At 66.5% G+C, this 15,075-nt stretch carries 16 protein-coding genes and 1 tRNA gene; 11 read left to right on the top strand and 6 right to left on the bottom strand.

The annotated features are described in order from the left end of the window. Positions 1-3: 3 nt before the first annotated feature. Together modB and modA are read right to left on the bottom strand one after the other, a co-directional pair. The gene (gene modB, locus F4Y72_10665; protein MXZ28748.1) at positions 4-681 is read right to left on the bottom strand and encodes a molybdate ABC transporter permease subunit; all 678 of its coding nucleotides are present in this window, start codon (positions 679-681) and stop codon (positions 4-6) included. Beyond that, complete coding sequence (modA, locus tag F4Y72_10660) at positions 678-1,517, bottom strand: molybdate ABC transporter substrate-binding protein (protein ID MXZ28747.1); 840 nt, start codon at positions 1,515-1,517, stop codon at positions 678-680. Before modA ends, modB begins: the two co-directional genes overlap by 4 nt. Positions 1,518-1,650: 133 nt before the next feature. Here modA and F4Y72_10655 point away from each other — a divergent pair, with 133 nt between their 5' ends. From F4Y72_10655 to F4Y72_10630, 6 genes are all read left to right on the top strand, one after another. Next, positions 1,651-3,105 carry an FAD-binding protein gene (locus tag F4Y72_10655; protein ID MXZ28746.1) on the top strand — a complete coding sequence of 485 codons (1,455 nt, stop codon included), beginning with the start codon at positions 1,651-1,653 and terminating at the stop codon, positions 3,103-3,105. After that, positions 3,105-3,989: a radical SAM protein gene (locus F4Y72_10650; GenBank protein ID MXZ28745.1), complete on the top strand. Its 885-nt coding sequence runs from the start codon at positions 3,105-3,107 to the stop codon at positions 3,987-3,989. The genes F4Y72_10655 and F4Y72_10650 overlap by 1 nt, the downstream gene beginning before the upstream one ends. Before the next feature lie 58 nt (positions 3,990-4,047). Further along, positions 4,048-5,109 carry a serine/threonine protein phosphatase gene (locus F4Y72_10645; protein ID MXZ28744.1) on the top strand — a complete coding sequence of 354 codons (1,062 nt, stop codon included), beginning with the start codon at positions 4,048-4,050 and terminating at the stop codon, positions 5,107-5,109. Between the two features lie 24 nt (positions 5,110-5,133). Further along, positions 5,134-5,210 (top strand) — tRNA-Arg (locus F4Y72_10640). Between the two features lie 46 nt (positions 5,211-5,256). After that, the gene (locus F4Y72_10635; GenBank protein MXZ28743.1) at positions 5,257-5,874 is read left to right on the top strand and encodes a nucleotidyltransferase family protein; all 618 of its coding nucleotides are present in this window, start codon (positions 5,257-5,259) and stop codon (positions 5,872-5,874) included. 95 nt (positions 5,875-5,969) lie between these two features. Continuing rightward, positions 5,970-7,277: an amidohydrolase gene (locus F4Y72_10630; protein ID MXZ28742.1), complete on the top strand. Its 1,308-nt coding sequence runs from the start codon at positions 5,970-5,972 to the stop codon at positions 7,275-7,277. A 43-nt stretch (positions 7,278-7,320) separates the two neighbouring features. Here F4Y72_10630 and F4Y72_10625 read toward each other — a convergent pair whose 3' ends face one another. Further along, the gene (locus tag F4Y72_10625; GenBank protein MXZ28741.1) at positions 7,321-8,937 is read right to left on the bottom strand and encodes a GMC family oxidoreductase; all 1,617 of its coding nucleotides are present in this window, start codon (positions 8,935-8,937) and stop codon (positions 7,321-7,323) included. Then, the gene (locus F4Y72_10620) at positions 8,934-9,653 is read right to left on the bottom strand and encodes a hypothetical protein (GenBank protein ID MXZ28740.1); all 720 of its coding nucleotides are present in this window, start codon (positions 9,651-9,653) and stop codon (positions 8,934-8,936) included. The genes F4Y72_10625 and F4Y72_10620 overlap by 4 nt, the downstream gene beginning before the upstream one ends. Between F4Y72_10620 and F4Y72_10615 the strand changes: the two genes are divergently transcribed. Then, positions 9,465-10,322, top strand: a complete 858-nt coding sequence (locus tag F4Y72_10615) for a red chlorophyll catabolite reductase (GenBank protein ID MXZ28739.1) — start codon at positions 9,465-9,467, stop codon at positions 10,320-10,322. The two genes, F4Y72_10620 and F4Y72_10615, sit on opposite strands and share 189 nt — an antisense overlap. 41 nt (positions 10,323-10,363) lie before the next feature. Then, complete coding sequence (gene hemH / locus F4Y72_10610) at positions 10,364-11,428, top strand: ferrochelatase (protein MXZ28738.1); 1,065 nt, start codon at positions 10,364-10,366, stop codon at positions 11,426-11,428. 9 nt (positions 11,429-11,437) lie between these two features. On the opposite strand, the gene F4Y72_10605 is transcribed toward hemH, so the two are convergent. Both F4Y72_10605 and F4Y72_10600 read right to left on the bottom strand, forming a co-directional pair. Further along, positions 11,438-12,319, bottom strand: coding sequence for an MBL fold metallo-hydrolase (locus F4Y72_10605; GenBank protein ID MXZ28737.1), 882 nt, complete (start codon positions 12,317-12,319; stop codon positions 11,438-11,440). 14 nt (positions 12,320-12,333) lie between these two features. Then, positions 12,334-13,389: a hypothetical protein gene (locus tag F4Y72_10600; GenBank protein MXZ28736.1), complete on the bottom strand. Its 1,056-nt coding sequence runs from the start codon at positions 13,387-13,389 to the stop codon at positions 12,334-12,336. A 53-nt stretch (positions 13,390-13,442) separates the two neighbouring features. On the opposite strand from F4Y72_10600, the gene F4Y72_10595 reads away from it, so the two are divergent. From F4Y72_10595 to F4Y72_10585, 3 genes are read left to right on the top strand one after another with little or no spacing between them, the layout of a single operon-like run. After that, on the top strand, positions 13,443-13,679 hold the full coding sequence (locus F4Y72_10595) for a MoaD/ThiS family protein (protein MXZ28735.1): 237 nt from the start codon (positions 13,443-13,445) through the stop codon (positions 13,677-13,679). Next, entirely contained in the window at positions 13,676-14,107 is a 432-nt protein-coding gene (locus F4Y72_10590; protein MXZ28734.1) for a molybdenum cofactor biosynthesis protein MoaE, read from the top strand. The genes F4Y72_10595 and F4Y72_10590 overlap by 4 nt, the downstream gene beginning before the upstream one ends. Then, positions 14,038-14,979: a CoA ester lyase gene (locus F4Y72_10585; GenBank protein MXZ28733.1), complete on the top strand. Its 942-nt coding sequence runs from the start codon at positions 14,038-14,040 to the stop codon at positions 14,977-14,979. The genes F4Y72_10590 and F4Y72_10585 overlap by 70 nt, the downstream gene beginning before the upstream one ends. The last annotated feature ends 96 nt before the right edge of the window (positions 14,980-15,075 follow it).

The following is a 15,075-nucleotide window of genomic DNA, read 5'->3' as shown; positions in this document are numbered from 1 at the left end:
CGGTCAGTGCAGGCGCTTGCGAACCGCGCGCGCGGCCAGTTCCGATGCCGCCAGCGCAACGACGGCCAGCGCCAGCGATACGCCGGCCAGCCAGGCGGCGGCCGTCTCGCCTTCGGGCGTCTGCAGCAGCGTGTAGATTGCCAGCGGAAGTGTCCGGGTCTGCCCGGGGACGTTGGAAACGAAGGTGATCGTGGCGCCGAATTCGCCCAGGCAGCGCGCAAAAGCCAACAGCGCCCCGGTGAGCAGGCCCGGCGCCGCCAGAGGCAGGGTGACGGTAAACAGCGAGCGCACCGGCGTCGCGCCCAGCGTCCGGGCCGCCTCTTCCAGGCGCCGGTCCACCGACTCGATCCCGAGGCGGATGGCCCGGACCATGAGCGGAAAGGCCATGACCGCCGCGGCCACGGCCGCGCCCTTCCAGGTAAAGGTAAAGGTGACGCCGAACCAGTCGTGGAACAGCCGCCCCAGCCAGCCGTTTCGTCCCAGCACGATCAGCAGCAGATAGCCCACCACCACCGGCGGCGTGACCAGCGGCAGGTGCACGAGGCCGTCGAGGAGAATCTTTCCCGGAAAGCGGCAGCGCGCCAGTACCCAGGCGCAGGCGATCCCCACCGGAAGCGAACAGGCCACCGCCCAAAGCGAAACCTTGAGCGACAGCGCCGCGATTTCCCAGATGGGCGTCATCGCTGCCCGTCGCTCCCGGGGGTGAATCCGTGCTTCAGAAATACCTGCTGCGCTTCGTTGCTGAGCAGGTAGTCATAGAAGGCCAGCGCCGACGGGTTGTCGGCGGGCTCGATCAACGCCAGTTCGTAGCGGATCGGCGAATGGCTATTCGCCGGAAGCAATGCAGCCGCGTCCAGGCTCGACTCGGCGCGCAGTTCGCTGGCGTAGGTGATGCCGAGCGGCGCCTCGCCGCGCGCCACCCGCACCGTCACGGCGCGCGCGTTGGCGGCGAATGCCAGCCGTCCCTGGAGAGGTTCCCACAGATCGAGGTATTCGAGGGCCTCGCGCGCGTATATGCCGGCCGGGACGTGCGACGGGTCCGCCAGCACCAGCGGAAAATCCGCAAGCGCTCCCAGCAATGTTGCGGGGCGGTTCAGGATCACGTCCGCGCCCCCGTCCGTCGGCCGGATCAGGGCAAGCCGATTGCCGGTCAATTCGCGCCGTGAGCCTTTCGCCAGGAAACCGTCCCACTCGAGACGATCCAGCCATTGCCGGTTGGCGGAAAGGAACAGGTCCGCGCGCGCCCCGTGCACGACCTGCCGGGCCAGCGTCGAGGAGGCCGCGAAAGAGAACCGGACGGGCAGTCGCTGTTCCCGCTCGAATGATTGCGCGAGGTCGTTCAGGGGAACCATCGTGCTGGCGGCGGCGAACACCAGGGTCGAAGGCGCCGGCTGGGCCGTCGCCGGCGCGCTCCCCGCGCAGAGCATCGCGCCGACCGCAAGGGCCTGCCCGGCCGTGCCCAACAGACGTGCCGTCCCATTCCGTCCCCTGCCCGAGAAAAGCATGGATGCCAGCATAGCCAATTCGACCCGGGTTTCCCATCAGGACCTTTTTTCAGGCCCTGATTGAATCTTCCGGCCCCGGGCGTGACGGATACTCAATGTAGGATGGCCGACACCAATTGAATTGCGCCAGCGGACGGTACCGAGCTTGAGGCGAGACGGCAGGCACAAACGCTACCCGGGTGACGACCATGACCGTCGCTGGCGGGAACGGGTGTTCCCCGAGAACTACCTCAACCCGGAGCCCCGCCGGAAGTATCACCTGGTCGTGATCGGGGCCGGGCCCGCCGGTCTGGTCGCCTCGATTGCCGCGGCAGGCCTCGGCGCCCGTGTCGCGCTGGTGGAAAGGAAGGCGATGGGTGGAGATTGTCTGAACTTCGGATGCGTACCTTCCAAATCTCTTCTTGAGTTCACGCGGCGCAATCCGAACGCCGGCTTTGACGAAGCCTTCGCATGGCTCCGGCAGGTTCGCTCGGAGATCGCGAAGCATGATTCGGTGGAACGCTATGTTCGAAGCGGCGTGGACGTCTTCCTCGGACCGGCCCGGTTCGCCGGCCGCAACAGCGTTGAGGTGGGCGAGCAGCGCCTGGACGCACGGCGCTTCTTGATCGCAACCGGCGCGCGCGCCGAATTGCCGCGGATTCCGGGATTGGAAGATTGCGACCCGCTCACCAACGAGTCGTTCTTCGATCTGGTCGAGCGCCCCGCGTGCCTGGCGGTCCTCGGCGCCGGCCCGGTAGGCTGCGAACTGGCCCAGGGAATGGCCCGTCTCGGTGTCGAGGTGCACCTCTTCGAGATGGCCGGGCATGTGCTGCCCGGTGCGATTGCTGCGGCCAGCGACGCGGTGGCGGCCGCGCTCGAGTCCGACGGGGTGAGGCTGCACCTTGACTCGAAGGTGAACCGGATCCGTTCGCAGGGTGGCCGTCCGACGGTTCATGCCCACGGCGCTCCAGTCACCGCCGATCGCCTGCTTGTCGCGGCGGGGCGCCGCGCCAACGTCGAGGGATTGAACCTCGCGGCTGCGGGCGTTGAGTTGCGCGGCGGACTGATTGCCGTGGACGACAAGCTGCGCACGACGAACAGGAGGATCTACGCGGCCGGCGACGTCTGCTCAGCACTGCCGTTCACGCACAACGCCGACGCCCAGGCTCGTATCGTCGTGCGCAACGCGCTGTTTGCGCCCACCGCCAGTACCCGTTCACTGGTGGTCCCGCAGTGCACCTACACCGACCCGGAAGTGGCCCAGGTCGGACGAACACAGGCGCAGCTTGCCGAGGATGGCGTCGCCTTCGACTGCTTCAGCTTGAATTTCGCGGAGCTTGACCGGGCCAGGACCGCAGGCGAACGCGACGGCTTTGTCGAGTTGCTGACCGCCGGGGGCGGCGACAAGATTCTGGGAGCTACCATCGTCGGACATGACGCCGGAGAACAGATCGCACCGCTGTGCATGGCCATGGCCAACGGTCTGGGGCTTGGCGACGCGGGCAAGGCCGTGCTGCCCTATCCCACCCGCGCCGAATATCTGCGACGGCTGGCCGACCAGTACGCGCGCGCCCGGCTGACGCCTCGAGCTGCGGGTCTTTTGAAGTTCTGGTTTCGATAATGACGGAAACGACGGAACCGCGCGGCTACATCCAGCCGGGAGCCCTGCGCGAGCTTTGGTTTCACACCGGGACGGCCTGCAATCTCGCCTGCCCGTTTTGCCTCGAAGGCTCCCGGCCGGGCGACGATCGCCTTCAGCGAATCACGCTGGCGGACGCGAAGCCGCTGCTCGACGAGGCTGCGTCGCTGGGCGTCCGGCAATACTCGTTTACCGGCGGCGAGCCTTTCATCGTCAAGGACTTCATCCGAATTCTCCGCTACGCCTCGAATTTGGGGCCGTGCCTGGTGCTGACCAACGGCACCGATCCGATGATCCGGCGCCTGGGCGAGATCGAATCACTGGCCGCCCGGCCTTATCCGGTCAGCTTCCGGATCAGCATCGACCATGCGGACGCGGCGCGGCATGACGTGGCGCGGGGCAGGGGGAACTTCGCGAAGTCCTGGCAAAGCCTCGCGGCGCTGCACGCGCGAGGCTTTGTCGTGTCGCTGGCCCGGCAGTCCGACGCCGGCGAGGACGGCGCGGCGGTGGACCGGGCGTTTCGCGGGCTGTTCGCCGAGCATGGCCTGCCCGCGGACACGCGCATCGTGTCTTTTCCGGATTTCCTGCCGCCCGGATCGAACCCGGCGGTGCGGCGGATTACGGAAAACTGCATGACCACGCATCACGACGAGGAGTCTCGCCGCTCGTTCATGTGCCATTTCTCGAAAATGGTCGTCAAGAAACAGGGGCGCATGCGCGTCTACGCCTGCACGCTGGTGGACGACGACGAGTCCTTCGACCTGGGCGGCAGCCTCGCGGAAAGCCTCGGGAAACGCGTCATGCTCCGCCACCACCGCTGCTACAGCTGCTTCGCCTACGGCTCGTCGTGCAGCGAACTGGCATGATGCTCCACTTGTTATCGGGGCAGTCCGCGGTGCATCGTGCGCTGATAAGGAGAGAACGATGATTCAGAGCAACAGACGCAAATTCATCCAGCGGGCAGCCAGCATGGCGGCGGTCGGGATGCTGCCGCTCACTTACGTGAGGCTCGGCCGCAGCGAGCAGTCGGCCGAGTTCAGCTTCGCCTTCATTTCCGACTCGCATATCCAGCACATCCGTGGGACCGAGTTCGTGCGCAACTGGGACCGCGGGCTGATCCGCGCGGTGGCCGAAGCCAATCTCCTGAACCCGAAACCGGACTTCGTGATTTACGGTGGCGACCTGGCGCAACTCGGGACCAGACCGGAACTGGACCATGGGGCGGAACTGCTATCGGCGCTCAACTACGACGTCTATCCGATACTGGGAGAGCACGACTACTACCTCGATCTCGGCGAATACTGGTCGGACCTGTTCAAGCGCCCGCACTACTACAGCTTCGACCACAAGGGCGTGCACTTCGTGCTGCTCAACACCATCGTGACGCACGATGAGTGGACGTTCGACCGCTGGCAGACGGCTGAGCAGCGGATGAACGAGATGGCGGGACTGGACAATCCGAACGGCTCGCCGTTCATGGTGGGCGACGAGCAACGCAAGTGGTTGAAGAACGACCTGGCCGGCGTGGCTCAGGATACGCCCATCGTGGTGATCTCGCATTCGCCGCTGCAGAAAATCTACAAGGGCTGGAATTTCTGGACCGACGACGCCGAGCAGGTGCAGGCCATACTCGCACCGTTCGAAAAGGTAAACGTGTTTTACGGGCACGTGCACCAGATCCAGTACAACCAGATCGGCAACATCGCCTTCACTTCGGCCGTGGCCACCGCCTGGCCCTGGCCCTATCCCGGCAGCTATGTGCACGCGGAGCACTACCTGCCGGTGCTGACCGTGCCGATGAACCGCGCCGACCCGTTCTTCGAGCGCGACGCCACCGGCTGGCAGTTCGTGGACGTGCACACGGGGCGCGCCGCGGTGCATTGCAGGCTTCACGACAACGCCGTGCGTACGGTCGCCTGGAATGAAGACACCGGGCAGCCGGAAGACACGGTCTTCCAGGACCCCGCGGCCCGCCTTCCGGCATAATCACGCTGAGCAACAACCGGCAGCGCGCCCGTAGCTCAGCTGGATAGAGCGTCGGTCTCCGGAACCGAAGGTCAGGGGTTCGAATCCCTTCGGGCGCGCCAATTCGAGCCGGTACGTAGGCGCGAATGAGTATGGTGCGACGCATTGATGCATAAGCGTTACGGGTACAGCGTCCACTCTGGCCTGCGCGCGGTGATTCTCGCGGCGGGGGCTTCGCATCGTTTTGGGTCGCCGAAACAGCTCGCGAGGTACCGGGGCGAGACCCTGGTGGCGCGAAGCACGCGTCTGGCGCGTTTGGCGGGCGCCGAAAAGGTGTGCGTGGTGCTTGGCTACCGGTCCGGTCTGGTCCAGCGCGCACTCGAGCATACGAGGATGACGCCCGCCCGTACTAGCACCGTGAGGAATGCGCGATGGCGCGACGGCATGGGGCGCTCGCTGGCCTGCGGCGTGCGCTCGCTTGACCGGCGTGCGCGCGCGGTGCTGGTATGCCTGGCCGACCAGCCGTTGCTGGAAGCCGGGGACCTGGCGCTGCTGGTCCTGGCCTGGCGCACCAGTCCGCGGTCCGTGGTGGCTTCGCGCTACTCCGGGAAACCCGGCGTTCCCGCCATCTTCCCGCGCTCGCACTTCGCGGCGCTGAAATCGCTGTCCGGCGATCGGGGCGCCCGGGTGCTTCTGGCCTCCTTGAACGGCGTGCTCAGCGTGCCGATGCCCCTGGCCGCGGTGGATATCGATGAGCCTTGGGACCTGTCGAATCTTCCGTCCTGAGGCGCCCTTCGGCGCCTGGCGCCTCGTGTAAAGTTGCCACGCCGGCGGCAACCCCACTCTGAACCATCAACATTCTTCGAAGGAGCGGCCCGATCATGCGGATTCTTGTCAGCGGTGCAGCCATGCTGGCGTTGTGCGCCTCCATGGCCAGCGCCGAAATCAGCGTCAGCCAAGCCGAGCAGGACTACATGGAAGAGCTGTACCTGCACTTCCATCGCAACCCGGAGTTGTCGCTGTACGAGTTTGAAACCGCGGCCCGCATGGCCCAGGAATTCGCAGCCGCCGGCTACGAGGTCACACCGGAGGTTGGCGGCACAGGGGTGGTGGGCGTATTGCGCAACGGCGAGGGCCCCACCGTCATGATCCGCGGCGACATGGACGGACTGCCGGTCAAGGAACTGACGCGCGTGTCCTACGCCAGCACGGTCACGACCGTCGACGAGCAGGGCCGCACGGTTCCGGTCATGCATGCCTGCGGACACGACATTCACATCACCAACCTGATCGGCGTGGCCCGCAAGCTCGTCTCCATGCGCGACGGCTGGAGCGGCACGGTGGTGCTGGTGGCGCAGCCGGCCGAAGAACGGGGCCTCGGCGCCCGGGCCATGATCGAGGACGGGCTGTTCAAGCGCTTTCCGCGTCCGGACTACAACCTCGGCCTGCACGTGACCTCCAATCTGCCCGCCGGGAAGGCCGGTTACAAGCCGGAATTCGCGATGGCCAACGTCGATTCCGTGGACATCATCGTGCACGGCACCGGCGGACACGGCGCCGCGCCGCACCTGACCCACGACCCCATCGTGCTGTCCGCCTACATCGTCACCGCGCTGCAGACGCTGGTGGCGCGCAACCTCAACCCCATCGACCAGGGCGTGGTCACCGTGGGGTCCATACACGGCGGAACCAAGCACAACATCATCTCCGACCGCGTGGACATGCAACTGACCGTGCGCTCGTACTCCGACGAGAACCGCGCGTTGCTGCTCGAAGGGATCGCCCGAATCGCCAGGTCGCAGGCCCTGGCGATGGGCCTGCCGGAAGACCGGCTGCCCGAAGTGATCGTGAAGAACGAATACACACCCGCGCTCTACAACGATCCGGACCTGTCGAACCGCCTGGCCGGCGTGTTGCGCGCGGAATTGGGGGACGCGAACGTGGAAGTGAGCAAGCCGGTCATGGGAGGCGAGGACTTCGCCCGGTTCGGCCGCACGGAGGAGCGCATCCCCGGCTTCTATTTCTGGCTGGGCGCCGCGGATCCGGAGCAACATGCCCGCGCGGAGACCCGAGGCCTCAAACTGCCGGCCACGCACTCGCCGTTCTTTCTGCCTTCCTACGAAAAGACCCTTGAGACCGGCGTCCGCGTCATGACCGCCGCCGCCCTGGAGTTGCTCGCCAAGACCTGAACTCGCCCCGTCCGCGCGCTGCGCGTCATGGGGTCGGTTTCATTCATTCCGAAAGCGTGGCCGTTACGGCGCCGGCGGCGCGCAGCGCCAGCGCCGCGATGGTGAGCGTGGGATTGGCGGTGGAACCGGTCGGGAATGCTCCGCCGCCCACCAGAAATAGGTTCGGGTGGTCGTGGCAGCGCAGGTCGCGATCCACCACCGAGCGCCGGGGGTCGTTGCCCATGCGGGTAGTGCCGAGGATATGCCCCGCGCCCTGCCAGGTGTCGCTGTGGTGCGCTTCGGAGGCGTTCAGGCGGGCAAAAATCCGGTCGTGAATCCGTTGAGCCTCGGCCAGACCGGCGCGCGCATAGTCGCCCACGCGATAGTGCATTTGCGGCAGCGGAACGCCGAAGGGGTCGCGTTCGCGCTCGTCCAGAATCACGCGGTTGTCCGGGTCCGGAAGCTGTTCGGTCAGCGCCGCCAGCCGCACCTCGCGCGCTGCATGATCGGCGACAGCCGCTCGCAGCGGCTTGCCGCGCATTCCGCGCCGAGCGAACTGCCCGGCAAGCGCGGGGGCGCCGCCGGTGGGCCAGGTCCAGCCGTCATTGCCGATTTCGATTCGCAGCGCCGACCGCTCACGCCGGAACGACCCGTCGCGGGTGTTCTCGATGCCCGAAGTCGAGAGCGGCCCGCGATACGGCCATACCGGGCCCTCCGCCAGCGCCCAGCTCAACTGGATCGGATGATCCATCAGGTTGCGGCCCACCTGATCCGAGGCGTTGGCCACACCGTCGGGCGTGCGCTCCGAGCGGGAGTGAAGCAGCAGGCGCGGGGTCTCCACGGCATTGGCCGCGAGTACGTAGACTCGCCCACGCGCCACGCTGCGGCTTCCGTCCGGGCGGGTGAAGCGGATCGCCGTCACCCGCATGTCATCGCCGGTCTCCACGAAGGTGGCGGTCGTTTGCTCATGCAGCGTGGCGCCCTGCGTCTCGGCCCGACGCAGGTGAACTGTCGCGTCGTACTTGGCGGCCACCGGACAGATGGGGATGCAACTGGCGCTGCCGCAGCACGCCGGGCGGCCCTGGTGTACTTCGGAATTGCGCGCCTGCGGCGTGGGCCGCACGCGCCACGGCGTATCGGCCAGCGCTCGCTCGCACAGGCCATCCAGCCAACTGGCCGGAATGGCCGGCATCGGGAACCGGCCGGAGCGCGGCGAGCCGAGATCTTCCGCTGAATCTCCCGCCACGCCGAGTTCGCGCTCGGCCGCAACGTAAAACGGCTCGATTTCGTCGTAGCCGATGGGCCAGTCCACGCCGCGTCCGAATCGGCTTTGCAGCCGGAAATCGCTCGGCAGAAAGCGCACGCAGGTGCCCAACCAATGCCATGAGGTGCCGCCCACCGCCTTGAGATAGGTGCTCTTGAACTGGTCCGGCCCCGATTGGCGATACCAGTGATCGGGGTCCTCGCTCATCGGAAAGTCTGCCTCCGGCGAGCGTTCGTAAGGACTCTCCGGCGTCTTTACGACCGCGCCGAGAAAGTTTTCGAAGGCGCGCGCCCGATTCACGCGGGGGCCGGCTTCCAGGATGGCGGTGCGGATGCCCCGTGCGGCCAGCCGGTCGGCCAGCAGCGCCCCGGCGAATCCGGAACCCACTACAACCGCATCGGCGGCAATGTCAGTCACGGCGCGGCATCGGCGCCGGCGCCCGCCGGCGGGCGGTTCCAGTCGTTGAGTTCCGTGCTGCAATATCCGGGCGCGTGGGCGAATTCCAGCGCCTGCCACACGAGCGCCTCGCGATAAGCTCGGGCCGCCGGACCGTTCGCCGTGGGATGGATGCCCGAATACCAGGCGGCGATGATTTGCTCGGCAAGGCTGCCGAGTGCTGCGTCCGCCGTTCCGTCAGGCAGATCGTCCAGGCCGGCGCCTTCGCCCGTGGCCCGCAGCGCGTCGAGCAGTTCGCCTGCCAGCGCCGGGTCGAGCGACGCCGCCGGGAATCCTGTCAGCCGCGCCGACAGTGCCCGAAACCGCTCCAGCGCTTCGTAAGCTCCCGCCCAGCCGCCGATGCCCAGCGCCGGCAGCGCCCATACGCCACAAATAAAGCTTCGCCTCGTCGCGCGCATCGAACTCGCCGCTTCCCCGGCGCGAAGTTTACGCGCTGCCGCCGGACAAAGTCGCGGCGGAAGTTGTCTGAGCGGACCTGTTGATGCAATATGCGGCCGACCGCCGGGAGTGGTTTCCGGGGAGTAGCGACGCCTATGACAAAGACCGAAGTCAAGACGATCATGGAGTTTCTTGCGGAAAACCCGCAGGTGGACGTTTCCGCCGCCTGGAAGCGATGCTGGGGGATCCAGACCGGGATCGTCGATCGCGTGCGCGAGCGGTTTCCGTGTGAACTGCATCCCAGTTGCGAAGGGCGGGAGTACTACACCTCGCCGGACGGCGCCATGGAGGGGTCGTTCCAGGCCTACAGCGGCCCGGAGGTCCCGTGGCTGGTTCATTCCTGGATCGGCAACCGCCATGCCAGCATCCTGGACATCAACGCCACGGTGTTCCTGGGCGAACAGAACCGCGTGCCGCACCTGGCGGTGATTTTCGGGACGATTCCGCGGCTGTTTTTCTACGCCGAATACACGCCGCGCGTGGACCTGAGGGTCAATCCCGAGTACCTGGAGCGCTACTACGAGCCCGCCAACGCCGCCTACCTCGAGTTCCAGGGCAATCCGGCGTTCACCCAGTACGTCAGCCACGGCGCCTACCTGCGGGCGCTGATGTCGCCGGTGTGCATCAGCCACACGGCGGAACTGACGGACGCCAACATCGACCTGTGCGAGCAATACCTGGATGGATTTCTCGACCGCTGGTTCGGCTGGCTGGACGAGGCCGAGCCGGTGCCCGAAGACGAACGCGCCGCGCAGCGCGATTTCGACTTCAAGGTTCGGGAACTGGGTTACCGGCTCGATCCGATGAACGTCCTGCCCCAAAAGGTTTTCGGCGAGGAAGAGTTCCAGCGCATGCTCGAACTGCGCATCGGCACCGAGCAGATCCGCGAGGCGCTGGCGGCCTCCTGAGCGCCCGCGTTCTAAAGTAAACCAGGCAGGGAGAAGCGGCCTTGGTCGAAGCGGCATCCACCAAGCCACGCAAGCTTGCCGTGGTGATCTTCAATCTTGGCGGGCCGGACACGCCCGAAGCCATCCGCCCGTTTCTGCTCAACCTGTTCAGCGATCCTGCGATCCTGCGCATGCCCAATCCCTTCCGCTGGGTTGCGGCGCGGGTGATCACGGCCCGGCGCGCCGCCACGAGCGAAGAGATCTACAGCAAGGTGGGCGGCGGCTCCGCGCTCCTGCCGGCAACGGTGGAGCAGGCCGAGGCGCTGAAGAAGGAAATCGCCGACACCGCCGAGCAGGTGGAAGTCTTCGTGTTCATGCGCTACTGGCACCCGCTGGTCAGCGAGACCGTGCGCAGTATCAAGGACTTCGGACCGGACCGCATCGTTCTGCTGCCGCTGTATCCGCAGTTCTCGACCACGACCACCGGCACTTCGGTCAAGGCCTTCAGGGAAGCGGCCCACAGGCAGGGACTGAGCGCGCCGCAGGATGTCGTGTGTTGCTACCCGGCGCACCACGGCTTTCTGGGCGCGACGGTCGCCAACATCAGGAAGTCGCTGGACGAGGCGTCCCGACACGGCGCTCCGCGCCTGTTGCTTTCGGCGCACGCCTTGCCGCAGCGCACGATCAACGCCGGGGACCCCTACCAGTGGCAGGTGGAGATGACGTCCGCGGCCATCGTCGAGGCGCTGGACCGCACGGGGCTGGACTGGGCGACCTGCTATCAGAGCCGGGTCGGTCCGGTGCAGTGGATCGGTCCGTCCACCGAAAGCGAAGTGCGCCGCGCCGGCGCCGCGGGCGTTCCGGTCGTGGTGGTACCTATCGCATTTGTTTCCGAGCATGTCGAAACGCTGGTCGAAATCGACATGGAGCTGCGCGAGATCGCCGCCGATACCGGCGTTCCGTTCTTCACCCGGTGTCCCACCGTGGCGGTGGACTGCGACTTTATCCGGGGATTGGGCGACCTGGTTCGAGGCGCGATCGGCAGGGACGGCGTGGCCTCGGACATCGGGCCGCGGCGCTGTCCCATGCAATTCGGCACCTGCCCGAATACGACAGGCCTGCATTAGCGTCCCGGGCTAAGGGGCGAAGACGAACCGGAAGCCGGAGGCGGTCGACTCGACCCGGCCGTAGTGCGGGTGGCCGAAGTGCGCGGGGAACAGCAGGGTCGAGCGGTCGGCGATGCGTTCCAGCGTTAGCCGGCGCGTTTCGGCCGCTTCTTCGCCCTTGTTGCAGAACACCGTCGTGTACTGCGGCCCGTAAATCTGCATTACGGCGTGAATGAGGTCGCCCGAGAACAGCCCCTGCGATCCTTCCTTGCCGAGTTCCAGGACCGTGTGGCCGGGCGTGTGGCCGGCGGCCAGCCGCAGTCGAACCCCGTCCTCGATTTCGTATCCGTCCTCGACGCCTTCCAGCAGCCCGGCGTCGACCAGGGGCTGGACATTCGCGTCGAATACCCCGCTGTTCGGACCCATGTCGTAATCGTCTTCCTGGACACTGGACCAGTGTTCCAGCTCCTTTTTGTGGCAGAGGTAGCGCGCGTTCGGGAATGTGGGCTGCCAGCGGCCGTCCACCAGCGAGGTGTTCCAGCCGCAGTGATCGAAGTGCAGGTGGGTGCAGAACACGTAGTCGATGTCCTCCGGCGCCGCGCCGGCGCCCCGCAGCCGGGTCAGGTACGCGGTGTCGAGCTGGCTGAAGGCCGCCAGTTCCTTGCGTTCGTAGATCTTGTGGTTGCCGATGCAGGTGTCGATCAGGATCCAGTGATGGCGGGTGCGGATCAGCCAGCTGTGAAAGCTGAGCACGATCCTGCCCGTCTCCGCCTGTAGTTGATGCGCCGTGAGAACGTCCCGATGCTCGTCGAGCAATTCCGCGGGCATGTCCGGAATGAGGTCGGCGTAGCCGGCATACGGGAGTATCAGTTCCTCGATACGGTGAATCTCGTAGGGGCCCAGTTTGATCATGGCGCGGCCTCCGGCTACCAGTAGTGCGTCCAGCGCGACCGGGCCACGAACTGCTTGTAGGCGTCGAGGCGGCTTTGCGGTATCGATTCCGCGTAGCCGTTCGGATCGTAGCGTTCGCGGTACTGGTCCAGCACCGGCCGGTAGAGCGACATGTGCAGATCGGGGATCCGGTGCTTGCGCCGGAATTCGGCGATCGGGACGGTGGCCGTGCGCCGGGTCTCGAATGCCCCGGCCTTCGCCAACTCCACGCCGCGCGGGCCGAAGATCGCCGAGCGTCCGGGCCCGCCGTAGGCCGTGTCCTCCAGAAAGCCCGGGTTGCGGTCGTGCGTGGACACGGAATTGTTGCAGATCAAGGTATACAGGCTGTTGTGATACGAGGTCAGGCGCATGTCCTCGTACTCGAACCCGCCGGTAGCCACCCGGCAAATGATTTCCGCGCCCTTGAACGCCATGCAGCGGAACAGTTCCGGCTCGAATTGCACGGCCGAGAGCGCGATGTTGCCGATACCCGTGCGGGCAACGGGTATCACCGCGTCCTGCCCGTACATTTCCACGAACCGGTCCAGCACGTCGTAGACGGCGGTCGTGTACTGCTCACCGCCGGGGAACATGCCGCGCACGTTGCGCTGCTTCCAGTGACGCGCGGCCAGCTCGCCGTCGGGACCGATCATGATCATCAGGTGCAGGATGTGCCCGGGCCAGTCGGCGTCCTTCGCGTAGGTGCCGAACGCCACGTAGCAGCCGTACTGTCTGGCCTTCTCCGCGACCGCCTCGGTTTCCGGGCCGGGCACCTCGATGGCCAGCCGGTGATGCTGCTCGCGCGTCCACAGGCTGAAACCGGTGATCGGAAACTCGTGGAACAACAGCAGATCGCTGCGCCCGCCGTAGCCTTGCGCGGCGTCCATGCACTCCAGCATGTACTGCAGATTGGCTTTCAGATCGGGCTCGGGATTCTCGCCATTGACAGCCCGGACCCTCGTTTGCACCACCGACACGGTGATCGTGTCCTTGACCAGATCGGCTACGGGATAGGTGCCGTCCTCCCGCACCATCGGCGTTTCTTCGTTCATGCCGCTAATGTAGCATTACGCGATGAAATTTCTGTCGGCAAGCCGCCTGATCGATGCGCGTTCGCGTTGACTATTTCGCCATGCTGCGCGATCGCGCCGGACGGGAGCACGAAACCCTGGAGACCCGCGCAGCCACGGCGCAGGAACTCTACCGCGAGCTGGCTCCGAAGCGCGACCTTCCGGCGCAGACCGGCCTCAAGGTTGCGGTCAACGATGAGTTCCGGACATGGGATTGCCGGCTTGCCGACGGCGACCGCGTCGTGTTCATTCCGCCGGTTGCGGGCGGATGAGCAATTTCCGCATCAGCCGGAGCGAAATCGTGCCGGCGGAGGAAATTGCGGCGCTCGAGGACGCGGCTTCGGGCGCCATGGTGTCGTTCTGCGGGCGCGTGCGCAACCATAACGAGGGTCGCGCGGTGACCCGGCTGGAATACGAGTGCTACGAGGAGTTGGCGGTCAGCGAAGGCGAACGTGTTCTCGGCGAGGCCAGGGAAAAATTCGGCGTCGGCAAGGTGCGCTGCGTGCATCGCACGGGCGACCTGGCGATCGGCGAACCGGCGGTCTGGGTGGGGGTTGCCGCCGGGCACCGCGAGGAAGCCTTTGCCGCCGCCCGTTTCGTCATCGACGAAGTGAAGAAGCGCGTACCGATATGGAAGCGCGAGCATTACCCGGAAGGCCCGGCCGAGTGGATCAACGCCGCTCCGACGGAGGGTGCATGAAAGGGCGGCGGTCCTGGCTATTCGTGCCGGGCGACAGCGAGCGCAAGCTCGCCAAGGGCCCCTCGACCGGCGCCGACATCCTGATCCTCGACGTGGAGGACTCGGTCAGTCCGGCCCGCAAGCCGGTGGCCCGGAAGATGATCGCCGAATACCTCGGCACGGCCGCGCGCGACGGCGCCCCCTTGTGGGTGCGCATCAACGGTCTGCATGCGCCCGATTGGCGGGACGACGTGGAAGCGGCAATGGCCGGCGCGGCCGACGGCATCGTCCTGCCCAAGCCTCGCTCGCCGGCCGACGTCTTTGCCGTGGCGGAATTGATGGACCGGCTGGAGGATCCGGAGCGCTGCGCGCCGGCGCAGATCCTGGCGCTGGCCGGCGAGACCGCCCGCGGCCTTATGTCGCTGCATGAGTACCGCCCCGGATTGCCGCGGCTGACCGCGCTGAGCTGGGGCTCGGAGGACCTGGGGACCGACGTGGGCGCCCTGCGCCGGCGCCGTGAAGACGGCAATCTGCTGCCGCTCTACGAAGTCTCCCGGGCGCTGACCCTGGCGGCGGCCACCGTGGCCGAGGTGGATGCGATCGAGGCGGTCTATGCCGACTTCCGCAACCTGGACGGCTTCCGGCAATTCACCGAGGAGGCGCTGGAGATGGGCTATGTGGGCGGCGCGGCGATTCACCCGGCGCAAGTGGAGATCCTCAATGAGGTGTTCACACCCAGCGACGAGCAACTCGCCGAAGCGCGCGAAATCGTCGAGGCGTTCGAGGCTTCCGGCGAGACGGGCGTAATGTCGATTCGCGGGAAGATGGTGGACCAGCCGCACCTCGCCCAGGCCCGCAAGCTCCTGCGCCGCTACCTCTCAGTTCCCGATTAGCCGAACGGCCCCTTATTCATCCGACACGTCCTTCTCCGGACACGCCTGCAAGCACATCCCTGTGGGCTCGGCGGCGGCTCCCTGCCGCCGACGCTC

Source organism: Gammaproteobacteria bacterium (assembly GCA_009838035.1).
In the GTDB taxonomy this organism is placed as follows: Bacteria; Pseudomonadota; Gammaproteobacteria; order Steroidobacterales; family Foliamicaceae; genus Foliamicus.
The sequence above is the reverse complement of the archived record's forward strand: the minus strand, read 5'-3'. Positions and strand labels throughout refer to the sequence as shown.

Bases quoted from the DNA above. Each gene is read 5' to 3' on its own strand.
- F4Y72_10605 (MXZ28737.1), bottom strand. From the start codon at position 12,319: ATGATCAAACTGGGCCCCTACGAGATTCACCGTATCGAGGAACTGATA.
- F4Y72_10595 (MXZ28735.1), top strand. From the start codon at position 13,443: ATGCGCGTTCGCGTTGACTATTTCGCCATGCTGCGCGATCGCGCCGGA.
- F4Y72_10630 (MXZ28742.1), top strand. From the start codon at position 5,970: ATGCGGATTCTTGTCAGCGGTGCAGCCATGCTGGCGTTGTGCGCCTCC.
- F4Y72_10600 (MXZ28736.1), bottom strand. From the start codon at position 13,389: ATGAACGAAGAAACGCCGATGGTGCGGGAGGACGGCACCTATCCCGTA.
- F4Y72_10620 (MXZ28740.1), bottom strand. From the start codon at position 9,653: ATGCAGTTCACACGGAAACCGCTCGCGCACGCGATCGACGATCCCGGT.
- F4Y72_10585 (MXZ28733.1), top strand. From the start codon at position 14,038: ATGGAAGCGCGAGCATTACCCGGAAGGCCCGGCCGAGTGGATCAACGC.
- F4Y72_10635 (MXZ28743.1), top strand. From the start codon at position 5,257: ATGCATAAGCGTTACGGGTACAGCGTCCACTCTGGCCTGCGCGCGGTG.
- modB (MXZ28748.1), bottom strand. From the start codon at position 681: ATGACGCCCATCTGGGAAATCGCGGCGCTGTCGCTCAAGGTTTCGCTT.
- modA (MXZ28747.1), bottom strand. From the start codon at position 1,517: ATGCTGGCATCCATGCTTTTCTCGGGCAGGGGACGGAATGGGACGGCA.
- F4Y72_10645 (MXZ28744.1), top strand. From the start codon at position 4,048: ATGATTCAGAGCAACAGACGCAAATTCATCCAGCGGGCAGCCAGCATG.
- F4Y72_10650 (MXZ28745.1), top strand. From the start codon at position 3,105: ATGACGGAAACGACGGAACCGCGCGGCTACATCCAGCCGGGAGCCCTG.
- F4Y72_10590 (MXZ28734.1), top strand. From the start codon at position 13,676: ATGAGCAATTTCCGCATCAGCCGGAGCGAAATCGTGCCGGCGGAGGAA.
- F4Y72_10615 (MXZ28739.1), top strand. From the start codon at position 9,465: ATGCGGCCGACCGCCGGGAGTGGTTTCCGGGGAGTAGCGACGCCTATG.